At 71.6% G+C, this 17,784-nt stretch carries 15 protein-coding genes; all 15 read left to right on the forward strand.

Translation table 11 applies throughout. The annotated features are described in order from the left end of the window. The first annotated feature begins 72 nt into the window (after positions 1-72). The 15 genes from BJY28_RS07815 (at position 73) to nuoN (ending at position 17,782) form a co-directional block, all read left to right on the forward strand. The gene (locus BJY28_RS07815; protein WP_179462517.1) at positions 73-1,383 is read left to right on the forward strand and encodes a geranylgeranyl reductase family protein; all 1,311 of its coding nucleotides are present in this window, start codon (positions 73-75) and stop codon (positions 1,381-1,383) included. A 132-nt stretch (positions 1,384-1,515) separates the two neighbouring features. Then, a complete protein-coding gene (locus tag BJY28_RS07820; RefSeq protein WP_179462518.1) occupies positions 1,516-1,878 on the forward strand; it encodes an NADH-quinone oxidoreductase subunit A in 363 nt (120 codons plus the stop codon). A 19-nt stretch (positions 1,879-1,897) separates the two neighbouring features. Next, positions 1,898-2,485: a NuoB/complex I 20 kDa subunit family protein gene (locus BJY28_RS07825; protein WP_179462519.1), complete on the forward strand. Its 588-nt coding sequence runs from the start codon at positions 1,898-1,900 to the stop codon at positions 2,483-2,485. Continuing rightward, positions 2,482-3,225 (forward strand): NADH-quinone oxidoreductase subunit C, encoded by a 744-nt coding sequence (locus BJY28_RS07830; RefSeq protein ID WP_179462520.1) that lies wholly within the window; start codon positions 2,482-2,484, stop codon positions 3,223-3,225. Before BJY28_RS07825 ends, BJY28_RS07830 begins: the two co-directional genes overlap by 4 nt. Next, positions 3,225-4,595: an NADH-quinone oxidoreductase subunit D gene (locus BJY28_RS07835; RefSeq protein ID WP_179462521.1), complete on the forward strand. Its 1,371-nt coding sequence runs from the start codon at positions 3,225-3,227 to the stop codon at positions 4,593-4,595. The genes BJY28_RS07830 and BJY28_RS07835 overlap by 1 nt, the downstream gene beginning before the upstream one ends. Beyond that, positions 4,592-5,497, forward strand: a complete 906-nt coding sequence (gene nuoE / locus BJY28_RS07840; protein WP_179462522.1) for an NADH-quinone oxidoreductase subunit NuoE — start codon at positions 4,592-4,594, stop codon at positions 5,495-5,497. The genes BJY28_RS07835 and nuoE overlap by 4 nt, the downstream gene beginning before the upstream one ends. Then, the gene (gene nuoF, locus BJY28_RS07845; protein WP_179462523.1) at positions 5,494-6,828 is read left to right on the forward strand and encodes an NADH-quinone oxidoreductase subunit NuoF; all 1,335 of its coding nucleotides are present in this window, start codon (positions 5,494-5,496) and stop codon (positions 6,826-6,828) included. Before nuoE ends, nuoF begins: the two co-directional genes overlap by 4 nt. Next, positions 6,825-9,290: an NADH-quinone oxidoreductase subunit G gene (locus BJY28_RS07850; RefSeq protein ID WP_179462524.1), complete on the forward strand. Its 2,466-nt coding sequence runs from the start codon at positions 6,825-6,827 to the stop codon at positions 9,288-9,290. Before nuoF ends, BJY28_RS07850 begins: the two co-directional genes overlap by 4 nt. Continuing rightward, positions 9,287-10,708 carry an NADH-quinone oxidoreductase subunit NuoH gene (nuoH, locus tag BJY28_RS07855; RefSeq protein WP_179462525.1) on the forward strand — a complete coding sequence of 474 codons (1,422 nt, stop codon included), beginning with the start codon at positions 9,287-9,289 and terminating at the stop codon, positions 10,706-10,708. The genes BJY28_RS07850 and nuoH overlap by 4 nt, the downstream gene beginning before the upstream one ends. After that, positions 10,701-11,327 carry an NADH-quinone oxidoreductase subunit NuoI gene (nuoI, locus tag BJY28_RS07860; RefSeq protein WP_179462526.1) on the forward strand — a complete coding sequence of 209 codons (627 nt, stop codon included), beginning with the start codon at positions 10,701-10,703 and terminating at the stop codon, positions 11,325-11,327. Before nuoH ends, nuoI begins: the two co-directional genes overlap by 8 nt. Further along, complete coding sequence (locus BJY28_RS07865; protein ID WP_179462527.1) at positions 11,324-12,244, forward strand: NADH-quinone oxidoreductase subunit J; 921 nt, start codon at positions 11,324-11,326, stop codon at positions 12,242-12,244. Before nuoI ends, BJY28_RS07865 begins: the two co-directional genes overlap by 4 nt. Then, entirely contained in the window at positions 12,241-12,540 is a 300-nt protein-coding gene (gene nuoK, locus BJY28_RS07870) for an NADH-quinone oxidoreductase subunit NuoK (protein ID WP_179462528.1), read from the forward strand. Before BJY28_RS07865 ends, nuoK begins: the two co-directional genes overlap by 4 nt. A 12-nt stretch (positions 12,541-12,552) precedes the next feature. Next, entirely contained in the window at positions 12,553-14,520 is a 1,968-nt protein-coding gene (nuoL, locus tag BJY28_RS07875) for an NADH-quinone oxidoreductase subunit L (RefSeq protein ID WP_425485700.1), read from the forward strand. 14 nt (positions 14,521-14,534) lie between these two features. Continuing rightward, positions 14,535-16,232, forward strand: coding sequence for an NADH-quinone oxidoreductase subunit M (locus BJY28_RS07880; protein ID WP_179462529.1), 1,698 nt, complete (start codon positions 14,535-14,537; stop codon positions 16,230-16,232). Continuing rightward, positions 16,232-17,782 carry an NADH-quinone oxidoreductase subunit NuoN gene (nuoN, locus tag BJY28_RS07885; protein WP_179462530.1) on the forward strand — a complete coding sequence of 517 codons (1,551 nt, stop codon included), beginning with the start codon at positions 16,232-16,234 and terminating at the stop codon, positions 17,780-17,782. Before BJY28_RS07880 ends, nuoN begins: the two co-directional genes overlap by 1 nt. The last annotated feature ends 2 nt before the right edge of the window (positions 17,783-17,784 follow it).

The raw sequence follows: 17,784 nt of genomic DNA on the forward strand, positions 1-17,784 counted from the left end.
GAACAGGTCTGGTTCCGCGGGAGTAGTGTGCCGAGCAGTTCGTGAAACACTTCACAAGCCGCCGAGGAACTCGTGACCAGCACTCCTGAGCGTCCCACCGTCGATCGCTCCGCCGACGTCGTCGTCGTCGGTGCCGGTCCCGGTGGCAGCGCCACCGCCGCCTGGCTGGCGAAGGCGGGCCTGGACGTCGTGCTGCTGGAGAAGTCCACCTTCCCCCGGGACAAGGTCTGCGGCGACGGGCTCACCCCGCGGGCGGTCCGGCAGATCGAGGCGCTGGGCATCCCGTCGGCCGAGACCGACGGCTGGGCGCACAACAAGGGCCTGCGGATCATCGCCGGCGGCATGCGCCTGCAGCTCGACTGGCCCGAGGTCACCTCCTTCCCCGGCTACGGCATGGCCCGGGCCCGTGGCGACCTCGACGAGGTGCTCGCCCGGCACGCCGCCCGCTGCGGCACCGAGCTGCTGGAGCGGCGCAACGTCACCGGCCCCGTCCTGGACGAGTCCGGCCGGGTCAGCGGCGTCGAGGCGAAGGTGGTCGACGAGCGCGGCCGGGCCACCGGCGAGCGCGAGACCTACCGGGCCCCGGTCGTCGTCGCCGCCGACGGCGTCTCCTCGCGCCTGTCCATCGGGGTGGGCCGGGAGAAGCGTGAGGACCGCCCGATGGCGGTCGCGGTGCGCGCCTACTACGAGACCCCGCGCCACGACGACGACTACATGGAGAGCCACCTCGAGCTGTGGACCACCGGCGAGGACGGGCAGCGCATCCTCATGCCCGGCTACGGCTGGCTCTTCGGCCTCGGCGACGGCCGCAGCAACATCGGCCTCGGCGTGCTCAACACCTCCGAGGCCTTCGGCCGCACCGACTACAAGGACGTCATGCGGCGCTGGGTCGAGACGATGCCTCCCGAGTGGGGGATCAACGAGGACACCATCACCGGCCCGATCCAGGCGGCCGCGCTGCCGATGGCCTTCAACCGCCAGCCGCTCTACGCCGACGGTCTGCTGCTCGTCGGCGACTCCGGCGGCATGGTCAACCCCTTCAACGGCGAGGGCATCGACTACGCCCTGGAGGCCGCGCACGAGGCGGCCGAGATCATCGGCGACGCGCTGCGCGCCCCCACCCCGGCCGCCCGCGAGGAGGCGCTGCAGCGCTACCCCGAGCGGATGCGCGAGCTGCACGGCGGCTACTTCCGGCTCGGGGCCGAGTTCGCCAAGCTCATCGGCCGACCGGAGATCATGCGCCTGGCCACCCGCTACGGGCTGCCGCGGCGCACCCTCATGAAGTTCATGCTCAAGCTCATGGCCAACCTGCCCGAGGAGAAGGGCGGCGGTCTCGACGACCGGGCCATCCAGCTGATGACCCGACTGGCCCCGAGCGCATGAGCGCCACGACGGTCGACGCCCCGGTCCTCCCGGGCGCGACGGGCACCGCCACGGCCCCGGGTGTGACCTGGGACACCTCCGGGCGCCTAGTATCGGACCAGGTCGCAGAGACGGAAGCGAGGCGCTGACGAGATGAACCCGTACATCCCGTTGCTCATCTTCTTCGCCATCGGCGTCGGCTTCGCCGCCGTGTCGGTGGTGACCAGCCTCGTCGTCGGCCCCGCCCGGGCGAACGTGGCCAAGTCGCAGGCCTACGAGTGCGGCATCCAGCCCACCCCCCAGGCGGCCGAGGGCGGCCGCTTCCCGGTGAAGTACTACCTCACCGCGATGCTGTTCATCATCTTCGACATCGAGGCGCTCTTCCTCTACCCCTTCGCGGTCGCCTTCGACCAGCTCGGGGCCTTCACCCTCGGTGCCGTCGTCCTCTTCCTGTTCAACGCGTTCTTCATCGCCGACGCCTACGTGTGGCGCCGCGGCGGGTTCGAGTGGGACTGAGAGAGGGAAGGGAGAGAGAATGGGACTCGAGGAGAAGCTGCCGGCCGGCATCGCGCTGACCACCCTGGAGAACGTCGCCGGGTACATGCGCAAGGCGTCCATCTGGCCGGCCACCTTCGGCCTGGCGTGCTGCGCCATCGAGATGATGGCCGTCGGCACCCCGCACTACGACCTCGCCCGCTTCGGCATGGAGCGCTTCGCGGCCACCCCGCGGCAGGCCGACCTGATGATCGTCGCCGGACGGGTCAGCCAGAAGATGGCCCCGGTGGTCCGTCAGGTCTACGACCAGATGGCCAACCCCAAGTGGGTCATCTCGATGGGCGTCTGCGCCAGCTCCGGCGGGATGTTCAACAACTACGCGATCGTCCAGGGCGTCGACCACATCATCCCGGTGGACATCTACCTGCCGGGCTGCCCGCCGCGCCCGGAGATGCTGCTCAACGCGATCATCGAGCTGCACGAGCAGATCCAGTCCAGCAAGCTCGGCGTGAACCGGGTGGCCGCCGCCCGCGCCGCCGAGCAGGCCGCGCTGGGCGCCGCCCCCACCGAGGCGATGGCCCCGACGCACGACCACGAGTCGCTGCTCGGAAGGAACCTGCTGGCATGAGCGAGAAGGACGTCACCCCGGGCCAGGCCGAGGAGGCCGGCCCGACCCCCGCCGAGCTCGTCGAGGCCGACCAGCCCGACGGGCCGGTGCAGGTCTCGCAGCGCCGCGGCATGTTCGGCGCCGGGCAGAGCCAGGACACCTCCGGCTACGGCGGGCTGCGCACCCCGGTGCTGCTGCCCGGGGAGGCCGAGCGCCCCTACGGCGGGTTCTTCGACGAGGTCGTCGACGCCCTGGACGCAGCCACCGCCGGAGACGGTGCGGGCAGCCTGGTCGAGCGGGTGGTCGTCGACCGCGGCGAGCTCACCCTCTTCGTCGACCGCGACGACCTGCGCCCGGTGATGCAGGCGCTGCGCGACGTGCCGGCGCTGCGCTTCGAGATGTGCATGTCGGTCTCCGGCGTGCACTGGCCCGAGCAGACCGGTCGCGAGCTGCACGTGACCTACGAGCTGCTCTCGATCACCCACGGCAGCCGCCGGCTGCGGGTGGAGGTCACCGCCCCGGACGCCGACCCGCACATCCCCAGCGTCGTCGGGATCTACCCGGCCGCCGACTGGCACGAGCGGGAGACCTGGGACATGTTCGGCGTGGTCTTCGACGACCGCCCCGACCTCACCCGCATCCTCATGCCCGACGACTGGCCGGGCCACCCGCAGCGCAAGGACTACCCGCTCGGCGGGATCCCGGTGGAGTACAAGGGCGGCACCGTCCCGCCGCCCGACGAGCGGAGGTCGTACAGCTGATGTCGCCCACCACCCAGCAGTCCGTGCCCAGGACCCCCCGCGGGGTCCGCGCCACCCCGGGGGCCGACGACGCCGCCGAGGGGCGGATCGTCAACGTCTCCGGCGGCGACTGGGACGAGCAGATCGACGAGCTCGGGATGAACCCCGAGGAGCGGATCGTCGTCAACATGGGCCCGCAGCACCCGTCCACGCACGGCGTGCTCCGGCTCATCCTCGAGCTCGACGGGGAGACGGTCACCGAGACCCGTGCCGGCATCGGCTACCTGCACACCGGCATCGAGAAGAACATGGAGTTCCGCACCTGGACCCAGGGCGTGACCTTCTGCACCCGGATGGACTACCTCACGCCGATGTTCCAGGAGGCCGCCTTCTGCCTCGGCGTGGAGAAGCTGCTGGGCATCACCGAGCAGATCCCGGAGCGGGCCAGCGCCATCCGGGTGCTCATGATGGAGCTCACCCGGATCTCCTCGCACCTGATCTGCCTGGGCACCGGCGGCATGGAGATGGGCGCCACCACGGTGATGACCATCGGCTTCCGCACCCGCGAGGAGATCCTCTCGATCATCGAGAACATCACCGGGCTGCGGATGAACAACGCCTACATCCGCCCCGGCGGCGTCGCCCAGGACCTCCCCCCGGGCGCCATCGACAAGATCCGCGAGACGCTGCCGGAGATCCGCCGCGGCATCGGCGAGCTGGAGAAGCTGCTGCTGGAGAACCCGATCCTCAAGGGGCGCACCAAGGAGGTCGGCTACCTCTCGCTGACCGGGTGCACCGCGCTGGGGATCACCGGACCGGTGCTGCGCTCCACCGGCCTGCCGCACGACCTGCGCAAGTCGGCGCCCTACTGCGGCTACGAGAAGTACGACTTCGACGTCGTCACCGGCACCGGCTGCGACAGCTACGACCGGCTGGCCATCCGGCTCGGCGAGATGCACCAGTCGCTGCGGATCATCGAGCAGGTCACCGACGAGCTGCAGGCCAACCCCGGCCCGGTCATGGTCGCCGACAAGAAGATCGCCTGGCCCGCCCAGCTCGCCGTCGGCGGCGACGGGATGGGCAACAGCCTGGACCACATCCGGGAGATCATGGGCACCTCGATGGAGGCCCTGATCCACCACTTCAAGCTCGTCACCGAGGGCTTCCGGGTGCCGCCCGGCCAGGCCTACCAGGCGGTCGAGTCGCCGAAGGGGGAGCTCGGCTGCCACGTCGTCTCCGACGGCGGCACCCGCCCCTACCGGGCCCACTTCCGCGACCCGAGCTTCAACAACCTGCAGGCCGCGGCGGCGATGTGCGAGGGCGGCAACCTCGCCGACGTCATCGTCGCGGTGGCCTCGATCGACCCGGTGATGGGAGGCGTCGACCGATGAGTGGTGACGGCTACGGCGAGCAGAGCGCCTCCGGGCACCTGCACGTGCCCGCGGAGAGCAAGGAGCCCTACCCCGGCGAGGTCCTCGAGCGGCTCGCCGCCGAGGCCGAGCAGGTCATCGCCCGCTACCCGCAGAAGCGCTCGGCGCTGCTGCCGCTGCTGCACCTGGTGCAGTCCGTCGACGGCTACGTCACCGGCCGCGGCATCGACTTCTGCGCCGAGGTGCTCGACCTGACCACGGCCGAGGTCTCCGGGGTGGCCACCTTCTACACCCAGTACAAGCGCCACCCCAACGGCGAGTACACCGTCGGGGTCTGCACCAACACGCTGTGCGCGATCATGGGCGGCGACGAGATCTTCGACCGGGTCAGCGAGCACCTCGGCGTCGGTCACGACGAGACCACCGCCGACGGCAAGATCACCCTCGAGCGGGTCGAGTGCAACGCCGCCTGCGACTACGCCCCGGTGGTCATGGCCAACTGGGAGTTCTTCGACAACCAGACCCCCGAGTCGACGATCCGCCTCGTCGAGGACCTCGCCGCCGGGGCGCCGGTCGCGCCCACCCGCGGGCCGAGCCGGGTGTGCACCTTCCGGCAGGTCTCCCGGGTGCTGGCCGGCTTCCCCGACGGTCTGGCCGACGAAGGGGTCAGCGCCGGCGAGCCGTCGCTGCGCGGCCTCGAGGTGGCCCGCCGCGAGGGCTGGGTCGCTCCCGGCGACCAGCGCGACGACACCGCCGCGTCGAGCGCGGGCCAGCAGGTCGACGGCCTCGCCGCCGGCATGCCCAGCTCGGTGAACGCCCCGACGAACGAGCCCGACGAGCTGCCCGGCGGGGTCGACGCCCAGGCGGCCCAGGAGACCCGGCTGGCCGACGACGACGCCAAGGGCGAGGAGGATCCGGCGTGACCACCCTGACCCCCATCCTCACGAAGTTCTGGGACCACCCGCGGTCCTGGACGCTGGCCACCTACGAGGAGAACGACGGCTACTCCGCGCTGCGCACCGCGCTGGCCGGCGACCCCGCCGACCTCGTCCAGGCCGCCAAGGACTCGGGGCTGCGCGGCCGCGGCGGCGCAGGCTTCCCCACCGGCATGAAGTGGGGCTTCCTGCCGCCCCCGGACGGCGGCCCCCGCTACCTCGTCGTCAACGCCGACGAGTCCGAGCCGGGCACCTGCAAGGACATCCCGCTGATGATGGCGGCGCCGCACTTCCTCATCGAGGGCGTGGCGATCACCTCCTTCGCCATCGGCTGCCACCACGCCTTCATCTACCTGCGCGGCGAGGTCGTGCACGTCTACCGCCGGCTGATGCGCGCCGTCGAGGAGGCCTACGCGGCCGGCTACCTCGGCAAGGACATCATGGGCACCGGCTACGACCTCGACGTCACCGTGCACGCCGGCGCCGGGGCCTACATCTGCGGCGAGGAGACCGCGCTGCTGGACTCCCTCGAGGGTCGTCGCGGGCAGCCGCGGCTCAAGCCGCCCTTCCCCGCGGTGGCCGGTCTCTACGCCCGCCCGACCGTGGTCAACAACGTGGAGTCGATCGCCTCGGTGCCGCTGATCGTCGGCCGCGGCGCCGACTGGTTCTCCGACATGGGCACCGAGAAGTCCCAGGGCTTCGGCATCTTCTCCCTCTCCGGGCACGTCAAGCACCCCGGCCAGTACGAGGCGCCGCTGGGGATCACCCTGCGCGAGCTCATCGACATGGCCGGCGGCATGCGCGACCCGGACAAGAAGCTGAAGTTCTGGACCCCGGGCGGCAGCTCCACCCCGATCTTCACCGACGCCCACCTGGACGTGCCGCTGGACTTCGAGTCGGTGGCCGCCGAGGGCTCGATGCTCGGCACCCGGGCGCTGCAGATCTTCGACGAGACCGTCTCGGTGGTCCGCGCGGTCAGCCGCTGGACCGAGTTCTACAAGCACGAGTCCTGCGGCAAGTGCACCCCCTGCCGGGAGGGCACCTGGTGGCTCGCCCAGATCCTCGAGCGGATCGAGCACGGGCGCGGCACCACCGAGGACATCGACAAGCTCGTCGACATCTGCGACAACATCCTCGGGCGCAGCTTCTGCGCCCTCGGTGACGGCGCCACCAGCCCGATCACCTCGGCCGTGCAGTACTTCCGGGAGGAGTTCGAGGCGGGCTGCCACACCCCGGCCGCCGAGCTCTTCCCGCCGGCCGCCGCCACCCTCTTCGGATCCCGAGGCTCCCAGGAGCAGGACGCGATGGTGACCCGATGACCGTCACGAGCCGCAGCGAGACCGAGCAGACCCCGGTCGAGATGGTCAACCTGACCATCGACGGGGTCCCGGTCAGCGTGCCCAAGGAGACCCTGGTCATCCGGGCCGCCGAGGAGGCCGGGATCCAGATCCCGCGCTTCTGCGACCACCCGCTGCTCGACCCGGTCGGCGCCTGCCGGCAGTGCCTGGTCGAGGTGGCCACCCCGGACCGCGAGGGCAACGTCAAGCCGATGCCCAAGCCGCAGGCCAGCTGCACCATGGCGGTCAGCGAGGGCATGCAGGTCAGCACCCAGCAGACCTCCGAGGTGGCCGACAAGGCCCAGCAGGGCGTCATGGAGCTGCTGCTGGTCAACCACCCGCTGGACTGCCCGGTCTGCGACAAGGGCGGGGAGTGCCCGCTGCAGAACCAGGCGATGAGCAACGGCCGGCCGACCTCCCGCTTCGAGGACGTCAAGCGCACCTACCCCAAGCCGATCAACATCTCCTCGGCGGTGCTGCTGGACCGGGAGCGCTGCGTGCTCTGCGCCCGCTGCACCCGCTTCTCCGACCAGATCGCCGGCGACCCCTTCATCGCGCTCGTCGAGCGCGGCGCGCTGCAGCAGGTCGGCATCTACGAGGAGCAGCCCTTCGAGAGCTACTTCTCTGGCAACACCGTGCAGATCTGCCCGGTGGGCGCGCTCACCGGCGCCGCCTACCGCTTCCGCTCCCGCCCCTTCGACCTCGTCTCCACCCCGAGCGTGTGCGAGCACTGCGCCAGCGGCTGCGCGATCCGCACCGACCACCGCCGCGGCAGCGTGCTGCGCCGGATGGCCGCGCTGGACCCCGAGGTCAACGACGAGTGGATCTGCGACAAGGGCCGCTGGGCCTTCCGCTACCCCGACGTCGGGGACCGCTTCGAGCTGCCGATGGTCCGCGAGGACGGCGAGCTGCGCCCCGCCTCGTGGCAGGAGGCGCTGGCCGTCGCCGCGGACGGGCTGCGCGCGGCGCAGGGCCACGGCGTGCTCGTCGGCGGCCGGGTCAGCGTCGAGGACGCCTACGCCTACGGCAAGCTCGCCCGCGGCGTGCTCGGCACGAACAACATCGACTTCCGCGCCCGCCCGCACTCGGCCGAGGAGGCCGACTTCCTCGCCGACCACGTCGTCGGCACCACCCCGGAGACCGGCGGGGTCCGCTTCGCCGACCTCGAGCGGGCCGGCTCGGTGCTGCTCGTCGGGCTGGAGTCCGAGGAGGAGTCGCCCAGCGTCTTCCTGCGGCTGCGCAAGGCCTTCCGCAAGAGCGGCACCCAGGTCTTCTCGGTGGCCCCGCTGGCCACCCGTGGCCTGACGAAGGCGGGCGGCACCCTCGTCCCGGCGGCACCCGGCACCGAGACCGAGGTGCTGCGGGCGCTGGCCGGCGAGGGCAGCGCCGAGGCGATGGGCGGCGACGGCTTCGCCGCCACCCGCACCGCGCTGCGCGAGCCGGCGGCGATCATCCTCGTCGGCGAGCGGCTGGCCACCGTGCCCGGTGCGCTGACCGCCGCCGCGGCGCTCGCCGAGAGCACCGGCGCCCGGCTGGCCTGGGTGCCGCGACGGGCCGGGGAGCGCGGCGCCCTCGAGGCCGGCGCGCTGCCCGGGCTGCTGCCCGGCGGCCGCCCGGTCACCGACGCCGGCGCCCGCGAGGCGCTGGCCACGCTGTGGCAGACCGACGCCGCGCTGCCCACCGAGGCCGGCCTGGACACCACCGGCATCGTCGGAGCGGCCCGCACCGGACGCCTCGGCGGCCTCGTCGTCGGCGGCGTGGACGCCGACGACCTCGCCCTGCCCGGCGCGCACGAGGCGCTGCGGCGGGCCTTCGTCGTCTCCCTCGACCTGCGCCCGAGCACGGTCACCGCGCACGCCGACGTCGTGCTGCCGGTGGCCCCGCACGCCGAGCGCTCCGGAGCCTTCGTCAACTGGGAGGGTCGGGTCCGCGAGTTCGAGGCGGCGCTGTCGACCAACGCGATGGCCGACCACCGGGTGCTGCACATGCTCGCCGACGAGCTCGGCGGCTTCCTCGGCACCCGGACCCAGGCCGAGGTGCGCGGCGAGCTCGACCTGCTCGAGCGCGGCCCGGCCACCCGCCCCGAGCGCGCCGTGCCCGGCACCCCCGAGGTGCCCACCCTCGGCGCCGACGAGCTCGTCCTGGCGACCTGGCACCAGCTGCTCGACAAGGGCTCGCTGCAGGACGGCGAACCCTTCCTCGCCGGCACCGCGCACACCCCGAAGGCGTGGGTCTCCCCGCGCACCGCGCAGGCCCTCGGCGTCATCGAGGACGACTTCGTCACCGTGCAGGGCGGCGAGGTGCGGGTGACCGCGCCGGTGCACGTCGCCGACATGGTCGACCACGTGGTGTGGCTGCCGACGAACTCCGAGAGCTGCGACCTGCGCAGCCTGACCGGGCACGTCGGCCCGGTCGTCACCGTCACCAGGGGTGGAGCCGCATGAGCAGCCTGACGATCCTGCCGACGCTCACCACGGCCGCCCCGGGGCCGGCCGACTTCAGCGACACCCCGGTGTGGCTGTCCCTGGTCAAGGCGCTGCTGCTCTTCGTCTACCTGCTGCTCAGCGTGCTGCTGGCGATCTGGTTCGAGCGTCGGGTCATCGGCCGGATGCAGCAGCGTCCCGGCCCGAACCGCAACGGTCCCTTCGGTCTGCTGCAGACCCTCGCCGACGGCATGAAGTCGATGCTGAAGGAGGACGTGCGGCCGAAGGCGGCGGACGCCTTCATCTTCACCATGGCCCCGATGCTCTTCGCGTCGATGGCCTTCGTCGCCTTCGCGATCATCCCGCTCGGCGGCGACGTGTGGATGTTCGGCCACCGCACCCCGCTGCAGCTGACCGACCTGCCGGTGGCCAGCCTCGTCGTGCTCGCCGCCGCCGGGATCGCCGCCTACGGGATCGTCCTCGGCGGCTGGTCGGCCGGCTCGACCTACCCGCTGCTCGGCGGGCTGCGCTCGACCGCGCAGATCATCTCCTACGAGATCGCCATGGGCCTGGCGCTGGTCGCGGTCTTCCTCTACGCCGGCTCGATGTCCACATCGGAGATCGTCGCCTCGCAGAGCGACCTCTGGTACATCGTCCCGGCCTGCGTCTCCTTCGTCATCTACGTCATCACCATGGTCGGCGAGACCAACCGGCTCCCGGTGGACCTCGCCGAGGGCGAGGGCGAGATCGTCGGCGGCTACTTCACCGAGTACTCCGGCATGCGCTTCGCGATGTTCTTCCTCGGCGAGTACATCAACATGCTCACCGTCTCGGCGCTGGCCACGACGCTCTTCCTCGGCGGCTGGCAGGCGCCCCCCGGGTTCGCCGCGATCGGCGACGGCATGCTGAACGAGGGCTGGTGGGGCCTGCTGTGGTTCACCATCAAGGTCTGGCTCTTCATGTTCTTCTTCGTCTGGCTGCGCGGCACCCTGCCGCGCACCCGGTACGACCAGTTCATGCGCTTCGGCTGGAAGTTCCTCATCCCGGTCACCGTCGTCTGGGTCGTCGCGGTCGCCTTCATCCGGGCCGCCGACCTCGGCTTCTTCGGCGACTCCACGGTCAACCTCGCCGGGCGCGCCTTCCCGGTGGCCTCGCTGATCATCGTCGGGGTCATCGCCGTGCTGGTGCTCGGCGCCACCTGGATCTGGGAGAACCGGGTCGAGGCCCGGGCCCAGGCCGAGGAGGAGGCCGCCGAGACCCCGGAGGAGATCGACCCCTTCGCCGGCGGCTACCCGGTCCCGCCGCTGCCCGGCCAGCGCCTCGTCGAGCCGGAGCACCGCGCCGGCAGCACGCGCCAGGTCGAGCCGGCCGGGGCCACCCGGGCCACCGCCACCGAGACCACGACCGCCACCACGAGCGAGGAGGAGCCCCGTGGCTGACGATCAGAGCAAGGGCGGGTTCTTCGCGGACCTGTTCGCCCCGGTCGCCGGGTTCGGCGTGTCCTTCGGGACGATGTTCCGCAAGGTCGCCACCCAGGAGTACCCCGAGGTCAAGTGGCCCACCCAGCCACGCTTCCACGGCCGCCACCAGCTCAACCGGCACCCGGACGGGCTGGAGAAGTGCGTCGGCTGCGAGCTGTGCGCCTGGGCCTGCCCGGCGGACGCGATCCTCGTCCAGGGCGAGGACAACGACGACGAGCGGGGGCTGCGGTTCAGCCCCGGCGAGCGGTACGGGCGGATCTACCAGATCAACTACCTGCGCTGCATCTTCTGCGGGCTGTGCATCGAGGCCTGCCCCACCCGGGCGCTGACGATGACCAACGAGTACGAGCTCGCCGACAACAACCGCGCCGACCTCATCTTCACCAAGGAACAGCTGCTCGCGCCGGTGCAGGAGGGCATGCTGCCCGCCCCGCACCCGATGGTCGACAACATGGAGGAGCGGGACTACTACCAGGGCAAGGTCACCGCGGCCACCCCGGAGCAGCGCGAGTGGGTCGAGGCGGCCGCCGCCACCCGCCGTCGCGCGGACGCCGAGGCGCAGGAGGAGCAGTCGTGACCGGTACCGGTGAGGCCGTCGCCTTCTGGGCGCTGGCGATCGTGGCGGTGCCCGCGGCGCTGGCGCTGCTCTTCGCGAAGCGTGCGGTGCACGCGGCGATCGGCATGGTCGTCACGATGATCATCCTCGGCGCCTTCTACCTGCTGCAGGAGGCGCCCTTCCTCGGGGTGGTGCACATCTTCGTCTACACCGGCGCCGTGATGATGCTCTTCCTCTTCGTCGTCATGCTCGTCGGCGTCGACCACTCCGACAGCCTCGTCGAGACCCTCACCGGGCAGCGCTTCCTCACCGTGCTGCTCAGCCTGGCCACGGTGGCGCTGCTCGTCGGGGCCATCTCCGGGGTGACCTACGAGGGCGACCCCAACCTCAGCGCGGTCAGCGCCGACCCCGGCAACGTCGAGGCCGTCGCCTACCTCATCTTCGGCCGCTACGTCTGGGTCTTCGAGGTGACCACCGCGCTGCTGGTCACCGCCGCCATCGGGGCGATGGTGCTCGCCCACCGCGAGCGGATCGTGCCCCGCCCCACCCAGCGGCAGTGGATGGAGCGCCGCTTCCGCGAGGGCCAGCACCTCTCCGGCCTGCCGGCCCCCGGCGTCTACGCCCGGCACAACGCCGTGGACACCCCGGCGCTGCTGCCCGACGGCACCGTCTCCGAGCTCTCCCTGAACCGGGTGCTCGTCGCCCGTGACCAGGTCACCGCGCCCACCCGGTACGTCGAGGTGGACGAGGCGGCCGCGGACACCGCCCCGGACCGGGAGATCGCCGACACCCGGGAGCGCCACCTGCACGACACCGGTGAGCAGCTGCCGCCCAGCGCGGACCTGCCCAGCCTGCGTCGCGAGGGTGCCCAGCACGACGGGGGCCACCCGCAGAGCGGCGACGACGCGACCCGTGACGACGAGGGGAGCGCCCGATGAGCCCGATGAACTACGTCTACCTGGCGAGCATCCTCTTCGCCATCGGCGGCGCCACCGTGCTGCTGCGGCGCAACGCGATCGTCGTCTTCATGGGCGTCGAGCTCATGCTCAACGCGGCCAACCTCGTCTTCGTCACCTTCGCCCGGATGCACGGCAGCGTCGAGGGACAGGTCATCGCGCTCTTCGTCATGGTGGTCGCGGCCGCCGAGGTGGTCATCGGCCTGGCCATCATCATGGCGATCTTCCGTGCCCGACGCTCGGCCTCGGTCGACGACGCCAACCTGCTGAAGCTGTAAGGAGCGACGACCGTGCTCACCGCACTCCCTGCGCTGACCGCTGACGCCGTGCTGACGGCCGACGCCGCCGCGGCGCACGAGGCCACCGGGGTCACCGCCCTCGGCTGGCTGCTCGTGGGCCTGCCGCTGGCCGGCGCCATCATCCTGCTGCTCGGCGGCCGGGCGACCGACTCCTTCGGCCCGTACCTGGCGACCGCGCTGTCCTGGGGGTCCTTCCTCCTCGGCGGCGCCATCGTCCTCTCCATGCTCGGCGAGGACCCCGAGCAGCGGGTCAGCTCGCTGGCGCTGTGGGACTGGGTGCCGGCCGGCAGCGTCGACGTCACCGCCGGGCTGACCCTGGACCCGCTCTCGCTGTCCTTCGTCCTGCTGGTCACCTTCGTCGGCTCGCTGATCCACGTCTACTCGCTGGGCTACATGGCCCACGACCCGGACAAGCGGCGCTTCTTCGCCTACCTCAACCTCTTCGTCGCCTCCATGCTGCTGCTGGTGCTGGCGGACTCCTACCTGCTGCTCTTCGTCGGCTGGGAGGGCGTCGGCCTGGCGTCCTGGCTGCTCATCGGCTTCTGGAACCACAACCCCGCCTACGCCACCGCGGCGAACAAGGCCTTCGTCGTCAACCGCGTCGGCGACCTCGGGATGATCCTGGCGATGGCGGTCATGCTGGCCACCTTCGGCACCCTGGACATCGCCGCCGTCGGCGCCGCCGCGCCGGGCGCCAGCGACGGGGTGCTGCTGGCGATCGGCATGCTGCTGCTGCTCGCCGCCTGCGGCAAGTCGGCGCAGTTCCCGCTGCAGAGCTGGCTCGGCGACGCGATGGCCGGCCCCACCCCGGTCTCGGCACTGATCCACGCGGCGACCATGGTCACCGCCGGCGTCTACCTCATCGTGCGCAGCCACGGCATCTTCGACGCCTCCGAGGGCGCCCGGCTCGCGGTCACCATCGTCGGTGCCATCACCCTGGTCTACGGAGCGGTCGTCGGCTGCGCCAAGGACGACCTGAAGAAGGCGCTGGCCGCCTCGACGATGAGCCAGATCGGCTACATGATGCTGGCCGCCGGTCTGGGACCGATCGGCTACGCCTTCGCCATCTTCCACCTGGTCACCCACGGCTTCTTCAAGGCCGGGATGTTCCTCGGCGCCGGCTCGGTGATGCACGGGATGAACGACCAGGTCGACATGCGCCGCTTCGGCGGGCTGGCCACGGTCATGAAGATCACCTGGATCACCTTCGGCCTGGGCTGGCTGGCGATCCTCGGCGTCCCGCCCTTCTCCGGCTACTGGTCCAAGGACAAGATCATCGAGTCGGCCTTCGTCGGCGACGGCTGGCAGCCGTGGGTCTTCGGCACCGCCGCGCTGCTCGGCGCCGGGGTGACCGCCTTCTACATGTCCCGGCTGTTCTTCATGACCTTCCACGGCAAGCGCCGCTGGGTCACCGAGGGCGAGGAGGCGGTGCACCCGCACGAGTCCCCGCTGACGATGACCGTCCCGATGATCGTGCTCGCCGTGGGCTCGGTCGCGCTCGGCTGGGCGCTGGCCGCCGGCGACACCTTCACCACCTGGCTGGAGCCGGTGCTCGGCCACCACGAGCACGAGGAGCCGGTGATCGCCGTGCCGGTGATCATCGCCCTCACCCTGCTGCTGGTCGTCCTCGGCGCCGGCCTGGCGTGGTTCATGTACCTGCGCCAGGACGTGCCGGAGACCGCGCCGAAGGGGTCGGTGCTGACCCGGGCGGCCCGCGCCGACCTCTACCAGGACGAGCTGAACTCGGCCCTCTTCGTCGGGCCCGGCGTCGGCCTGACCCGGGCCCTGGTCGAGGGTGACCGGGACGGGGTCGACGGCGGCTTCGACGGCCTGGCCTCCGGGGTGCGGGCCACCTCCTCCTGGCTGCGCCGGGCCCAGACCGGCTTCGTCCGCTCGTACGCGCTGACGATGCTCGCCGGTGTCGTCGTGATCCTGGCCGCGCTGAGCCTGCTGAACTGATGGGTGATGAACTGATGACCGATCTGCCCTGGCTCTCGCTGCTCATCGTCGTGCCGCTGCTCGGCGCGCTGGTGGTGGCGGTGCTCCCCTCGAAGGGTGGCCTGGCCAAGCCGGTGGCGCTGGGCGTCTCCCTGCTCACCCTGGGCATCGCGGTGGCCGCCACCGCGACGAGCTTCACGCGGGGGAGCGACCAGCAGTTCCAGATGGTCGAGCAGCACGAGTGGATCCCGCAGTTCGGGGTCTCCTACGCGCTCGGCGTCGACGGGATCTCGCTGGCGCTCATCCTCATGGCGCTGGTGCTGACCCCGGTGTGCCTGCTCGCCGCCTGGAACGACATCCCCGAGGGCGGTGGCCGGGAGAAGACCTACTACGCGCTGCTGCTGTCGCTGGTGCCCTTCATGGTCGGCGTCTTCGCGGCCACCGACGTCTTCCTCTTCTACGTCTTCTTCGAGGCGATGCTCATCCCGGTGTACTTCCTCATCGGGATGTTCGGCGGCGAGCGCCGCCAGGCCGCAGCGGTGAAGTTCCTGCTCTACAGCCTGGCCGGCGGGCTGATCATGCTCGTCGGGGTCATCGCCCTGTACTTCCAGGGTCCCGGCGGCTCGGAGGGCTTCCTCGTCGAGCGGCTCACCGGGCTGAGCATCGACCCGACCACCGAGAAGTGGCTCTTCGTCGCCTTCTTCGTCGCCTTCGCCGTCAAGGCCCCGATGTGGCCGGTGCACGCCTGGCTGCCGGACGCGGCCAGCGCCTCCCGGCCGGCGGTGGCCACGCTGCTCGTCGGCGTGCTCGACAAGGTCGGCACCTACGGGATGATCCGCTTCTGCCTGCAGCTCTTCCCGGGGGCCAGCGAGTGGGCCACCCCGGTGGTGCTCACCCTGGCCGTGGTCTCGGTGCTCTACGGCGCGATCCTGGCGATCGGCCAGACCGACCTCATGCGCCTGGTCGCCTTCACCTCGATCAGCCACTTCGGCTTCATCGTCATCGGCATCTTCGCGGTGACCTCGGCCTCGCAGACCGGCAGCAACCTCTACATGATCAACCACGGCTTCTCCACGGCCGCGCTCTTCCTCGTCGCCGGGATGCTCGTCGCCCGCCGCGGCACCGCGCGGATCGACGCCTTCGGCGGCTGGCAGCGGGTCACCCCCGCGCTGGCCGGGGTCTTCCTCGTCGCCGGGCTGTCCGCGCTGGCGCTGCCGGGGCTGTCCAGCTTCGTCTCGGAGTTCCTCGTCATCGCCGGCACCTACCCCACCTACCCGGTGGTCACGGTGGTCGCGGCGCTGGGCGTCATCCTGGCCGCGCTCTACGTGCTGCTGGCCTACAAGCGGATGATGACCGGCCCGCCGCCGGTGATCGGGGGGACCGAGGGGTCCTCGGTGGTCCCGGGCAGCACCGACGTCGAGCTGCGTGCCGACGCCGCGGGCACGTCCGTCGCCGGCGACGAGCCGGCCGAGGACCTGCCGTACGTGCGCGAGGACCTCGACGAAGGGCGTCGCCGCGGCCGCCTCGCCGCCGCGGTGCCGGACCTCAGCTGGCGAGAGAAGGTGGTCGTCGCCCCGCTGATCGCCAGCTTCCTCGTGCTCGGGGTCTACCCGAAGCCGGTGCTGGACACCCTCACCCCTGCGGTCGAGCGCACCCTGGAGATCGTCGGGGTGAGCGACCCCGCACCTGAGGTGCCGGCCGACTCCACCTCGACCAGCGGAGGCACGCACTGATGAACTCCTTCGAGATGGTCGACATCGACTACGTCGCCCTCGCCCCGATGATCGTCGTCTTCGCCGGCGCCCTCGTCGGCGTCGTCGTCGAGGCCTTCGCCCCGCGCCGGGTGCGGCACGTCGTCCAGGTGGCGCTGAGCGTGCTCACCCTGGTCGGCGCCTTCGCCGCGCTGCTGCTCATCGGCGACGGCGACCTCGGCGCCACCGTCGACGGCACCGTCGTCATCGACGAGCCGGCCCGCTTCATCCAGGGGTCGCTGCTCGTCCTCGGGCTGCTCGGCCTGCTGGTCATGGCCGAGACCCTGGGCGGCGACAGCTCGGACGGCTTCACCCCGATGGGCGCGGCCAGCCCCGGCTCCGGCCTGGAGCAGATGGCCGCCCGGCAGGGCTTCGCCACCACCGAGGTCTTCCCGCTGGCCCTCTTCAGCCTCGGCGGCATGATGCTCTTCCCCGCCGCCGGCGACCTGCTGACGATGTTCGTCGCGCTCGAGGTGCTCTCGCTGCCGCTCTACCTGCTGTGCGGGCTGGCCCGGCGTCGCCGGCTGCTCTCCCAGGAGGCGGCGCTGAAGTACTTCCTGCTCGGCGCCTTCAGCTCGGCCTTCTTCCTCTTCGGTGCGGCGCTGCTCTACGGCTATGCCGGCTCGGTGCAGCTCGAGGCGATCGCCGAGGCCAGCCGCACCTCCACCGGCGAGATGGAGTCGCTGCTGCTGCCGGGCGTCGGGATGCTCCTGGTCGGGCTGCTCTTCAAGGTCGGCGCGGTGCCCTTCCACGGCTGGACCCCGGACGTCTACCAGGGCGCACCGACCCCGGTGACCGCCTTCATGGCGGCCTGCACCAAGGCGGCCGCCTTCGGGGCGCTGCTCCGGCTGGTCTACGTCGGGCTGGAGACCACCCGCTGGGAGTGGCGCGGCGCGGTCATCGCCGTGGCGGCGCTGACCATGGTCGTCGGTGCCGTGCTCTCGGTGACCCAGACCGACGTCAAGCGGCTGCTGGCCTACAGCTCGGTGGCGCACGCCGGCTTCATCCTCGTCGGGCTGCTGGCCTTCGACCAGAGCGCCGTGCAGGGGGTGCTCTTCTACCTCGTGGCCTACGGCGCGACGACCATCGCCGCCTTCGCCATCGTCAACCTCGTCCGGGAGCGGGGCGCCGAGGCCACCCACCTGTCGCAGTGGGCCGGGCTGGGGCGTACCCACCCGTGGATCGCGGCGGCGTTCGGCTTCCTGCTGCTCGCCTTCGCCGGGATCCCGCTGACCTCCGGCTTCACCGCGAAGGTGGCGGTCTTCGCCCCGGCGGTGGCGCACGGCGGGCTGGCCGGGACCCTGCTCGTGGTGCTCGGTGTGCTGGCCAGCGCGGTCACCGCCTTCGTCTACGTGCGGCTCATCGTGCTGATGTTCTTCACCGAGCCCAGCGGCGAGGTCACGGTCGCCTCCCCGGCGACGATGTCGCTGGTGGCGATCATGCTCGGCACGCTGATCACCCTCGCGCTGGGCGTCTTCCCCGGGCCGCTGCTCGAGCTGGCCCAGTCCTCGTCGATCTTCGTCGTCCCGTGACC

The organism is Janibacter alkaliphilus (genome assembly GCF_013408565.1).
Taxonomy (GTDB): Bacteria; Actinomycetota; Actinomycetes; order Actinomycetales; family Dermatophilaceae; genus Janibacter; species Janibacter alkaliphilus.

What these genes read in the sequence shown, in the direction of transcription:
- BJY28_RS07825 (WP_179462519.1), top strand. Translation starts at nt 1,898, where the DNA reads ATGGGACTCGAGGAGAAGCTGCCGGCCGGCATCGCGCTGACCACCCTG.
- BJY28_RS07820 (WP_179462518.1), top strand. Translation starts at nt 1,516, where the DNA reads ATGAACCCGTACATCCCGTTGCTCATCTTCTTCGCCATCGGCGTCGGC.
- nuoK (WP_179462528.1), top strand. Translation starts at nt 12,241, where the DNA reads ATGAGCCCGATGAACTACGTCTACCTGGCGAGCATCCTCTTCGCCATC.
- BJY28_RS07850 (WP_179462524.1), top strand. Translation starts at nt 6,825, where the DNA reads ATGACCGTCACGAGCCGCAGCGAGACCGAGCAGACCCCGGTCGAGATG.
- nuoN (WP_179462530.1), top strand. Translation starts at nt 16,232, where the DNA reads ATGAACTCCTTCGAGATGGTCGACATCGACTACGTCGCCCTCGCCCCG.
- nuoE (WP_179462522.1), top strand. Translation starts at nt 4,592, where the DNA reads ATGAGTGGTGACGGCTACGGCGAGCAGAGCGCCTCCGGGCACCTGCAC.
- BJY28_RS07880 (WP_179462529.1), top strand. Translation starts at nt 14,535, where the DNA reads ATGACCGATCTGCCCTGGCTCTCGCTGCTCATCGTCGTGCCGCTGCTC.
- nuoH (WP_179462525.1), top strand. Translation starts at nt 9,287, where the DNA reads ATGAGCAGCCTGACGATCCTGCCGACGCTCACCACGGCCGCCCCGGGG.
- BJY28_RS07830 (WP_179462520.1), top strand. Translation starts at nt 2,482, where the DNA reads ATGAGCGAGAAGGACGTCACCCCGGGCCAGGCCGAGGAGGCCGGCCCG.
- BJY28_RS07835 (WP_179462521.1), top strand. Translation starts at nt 3,225, where the DNA reads ATGTCGCCCACCACCCAGCAGTCCGTGCCCAGGACCCCCCGCGGGGTC.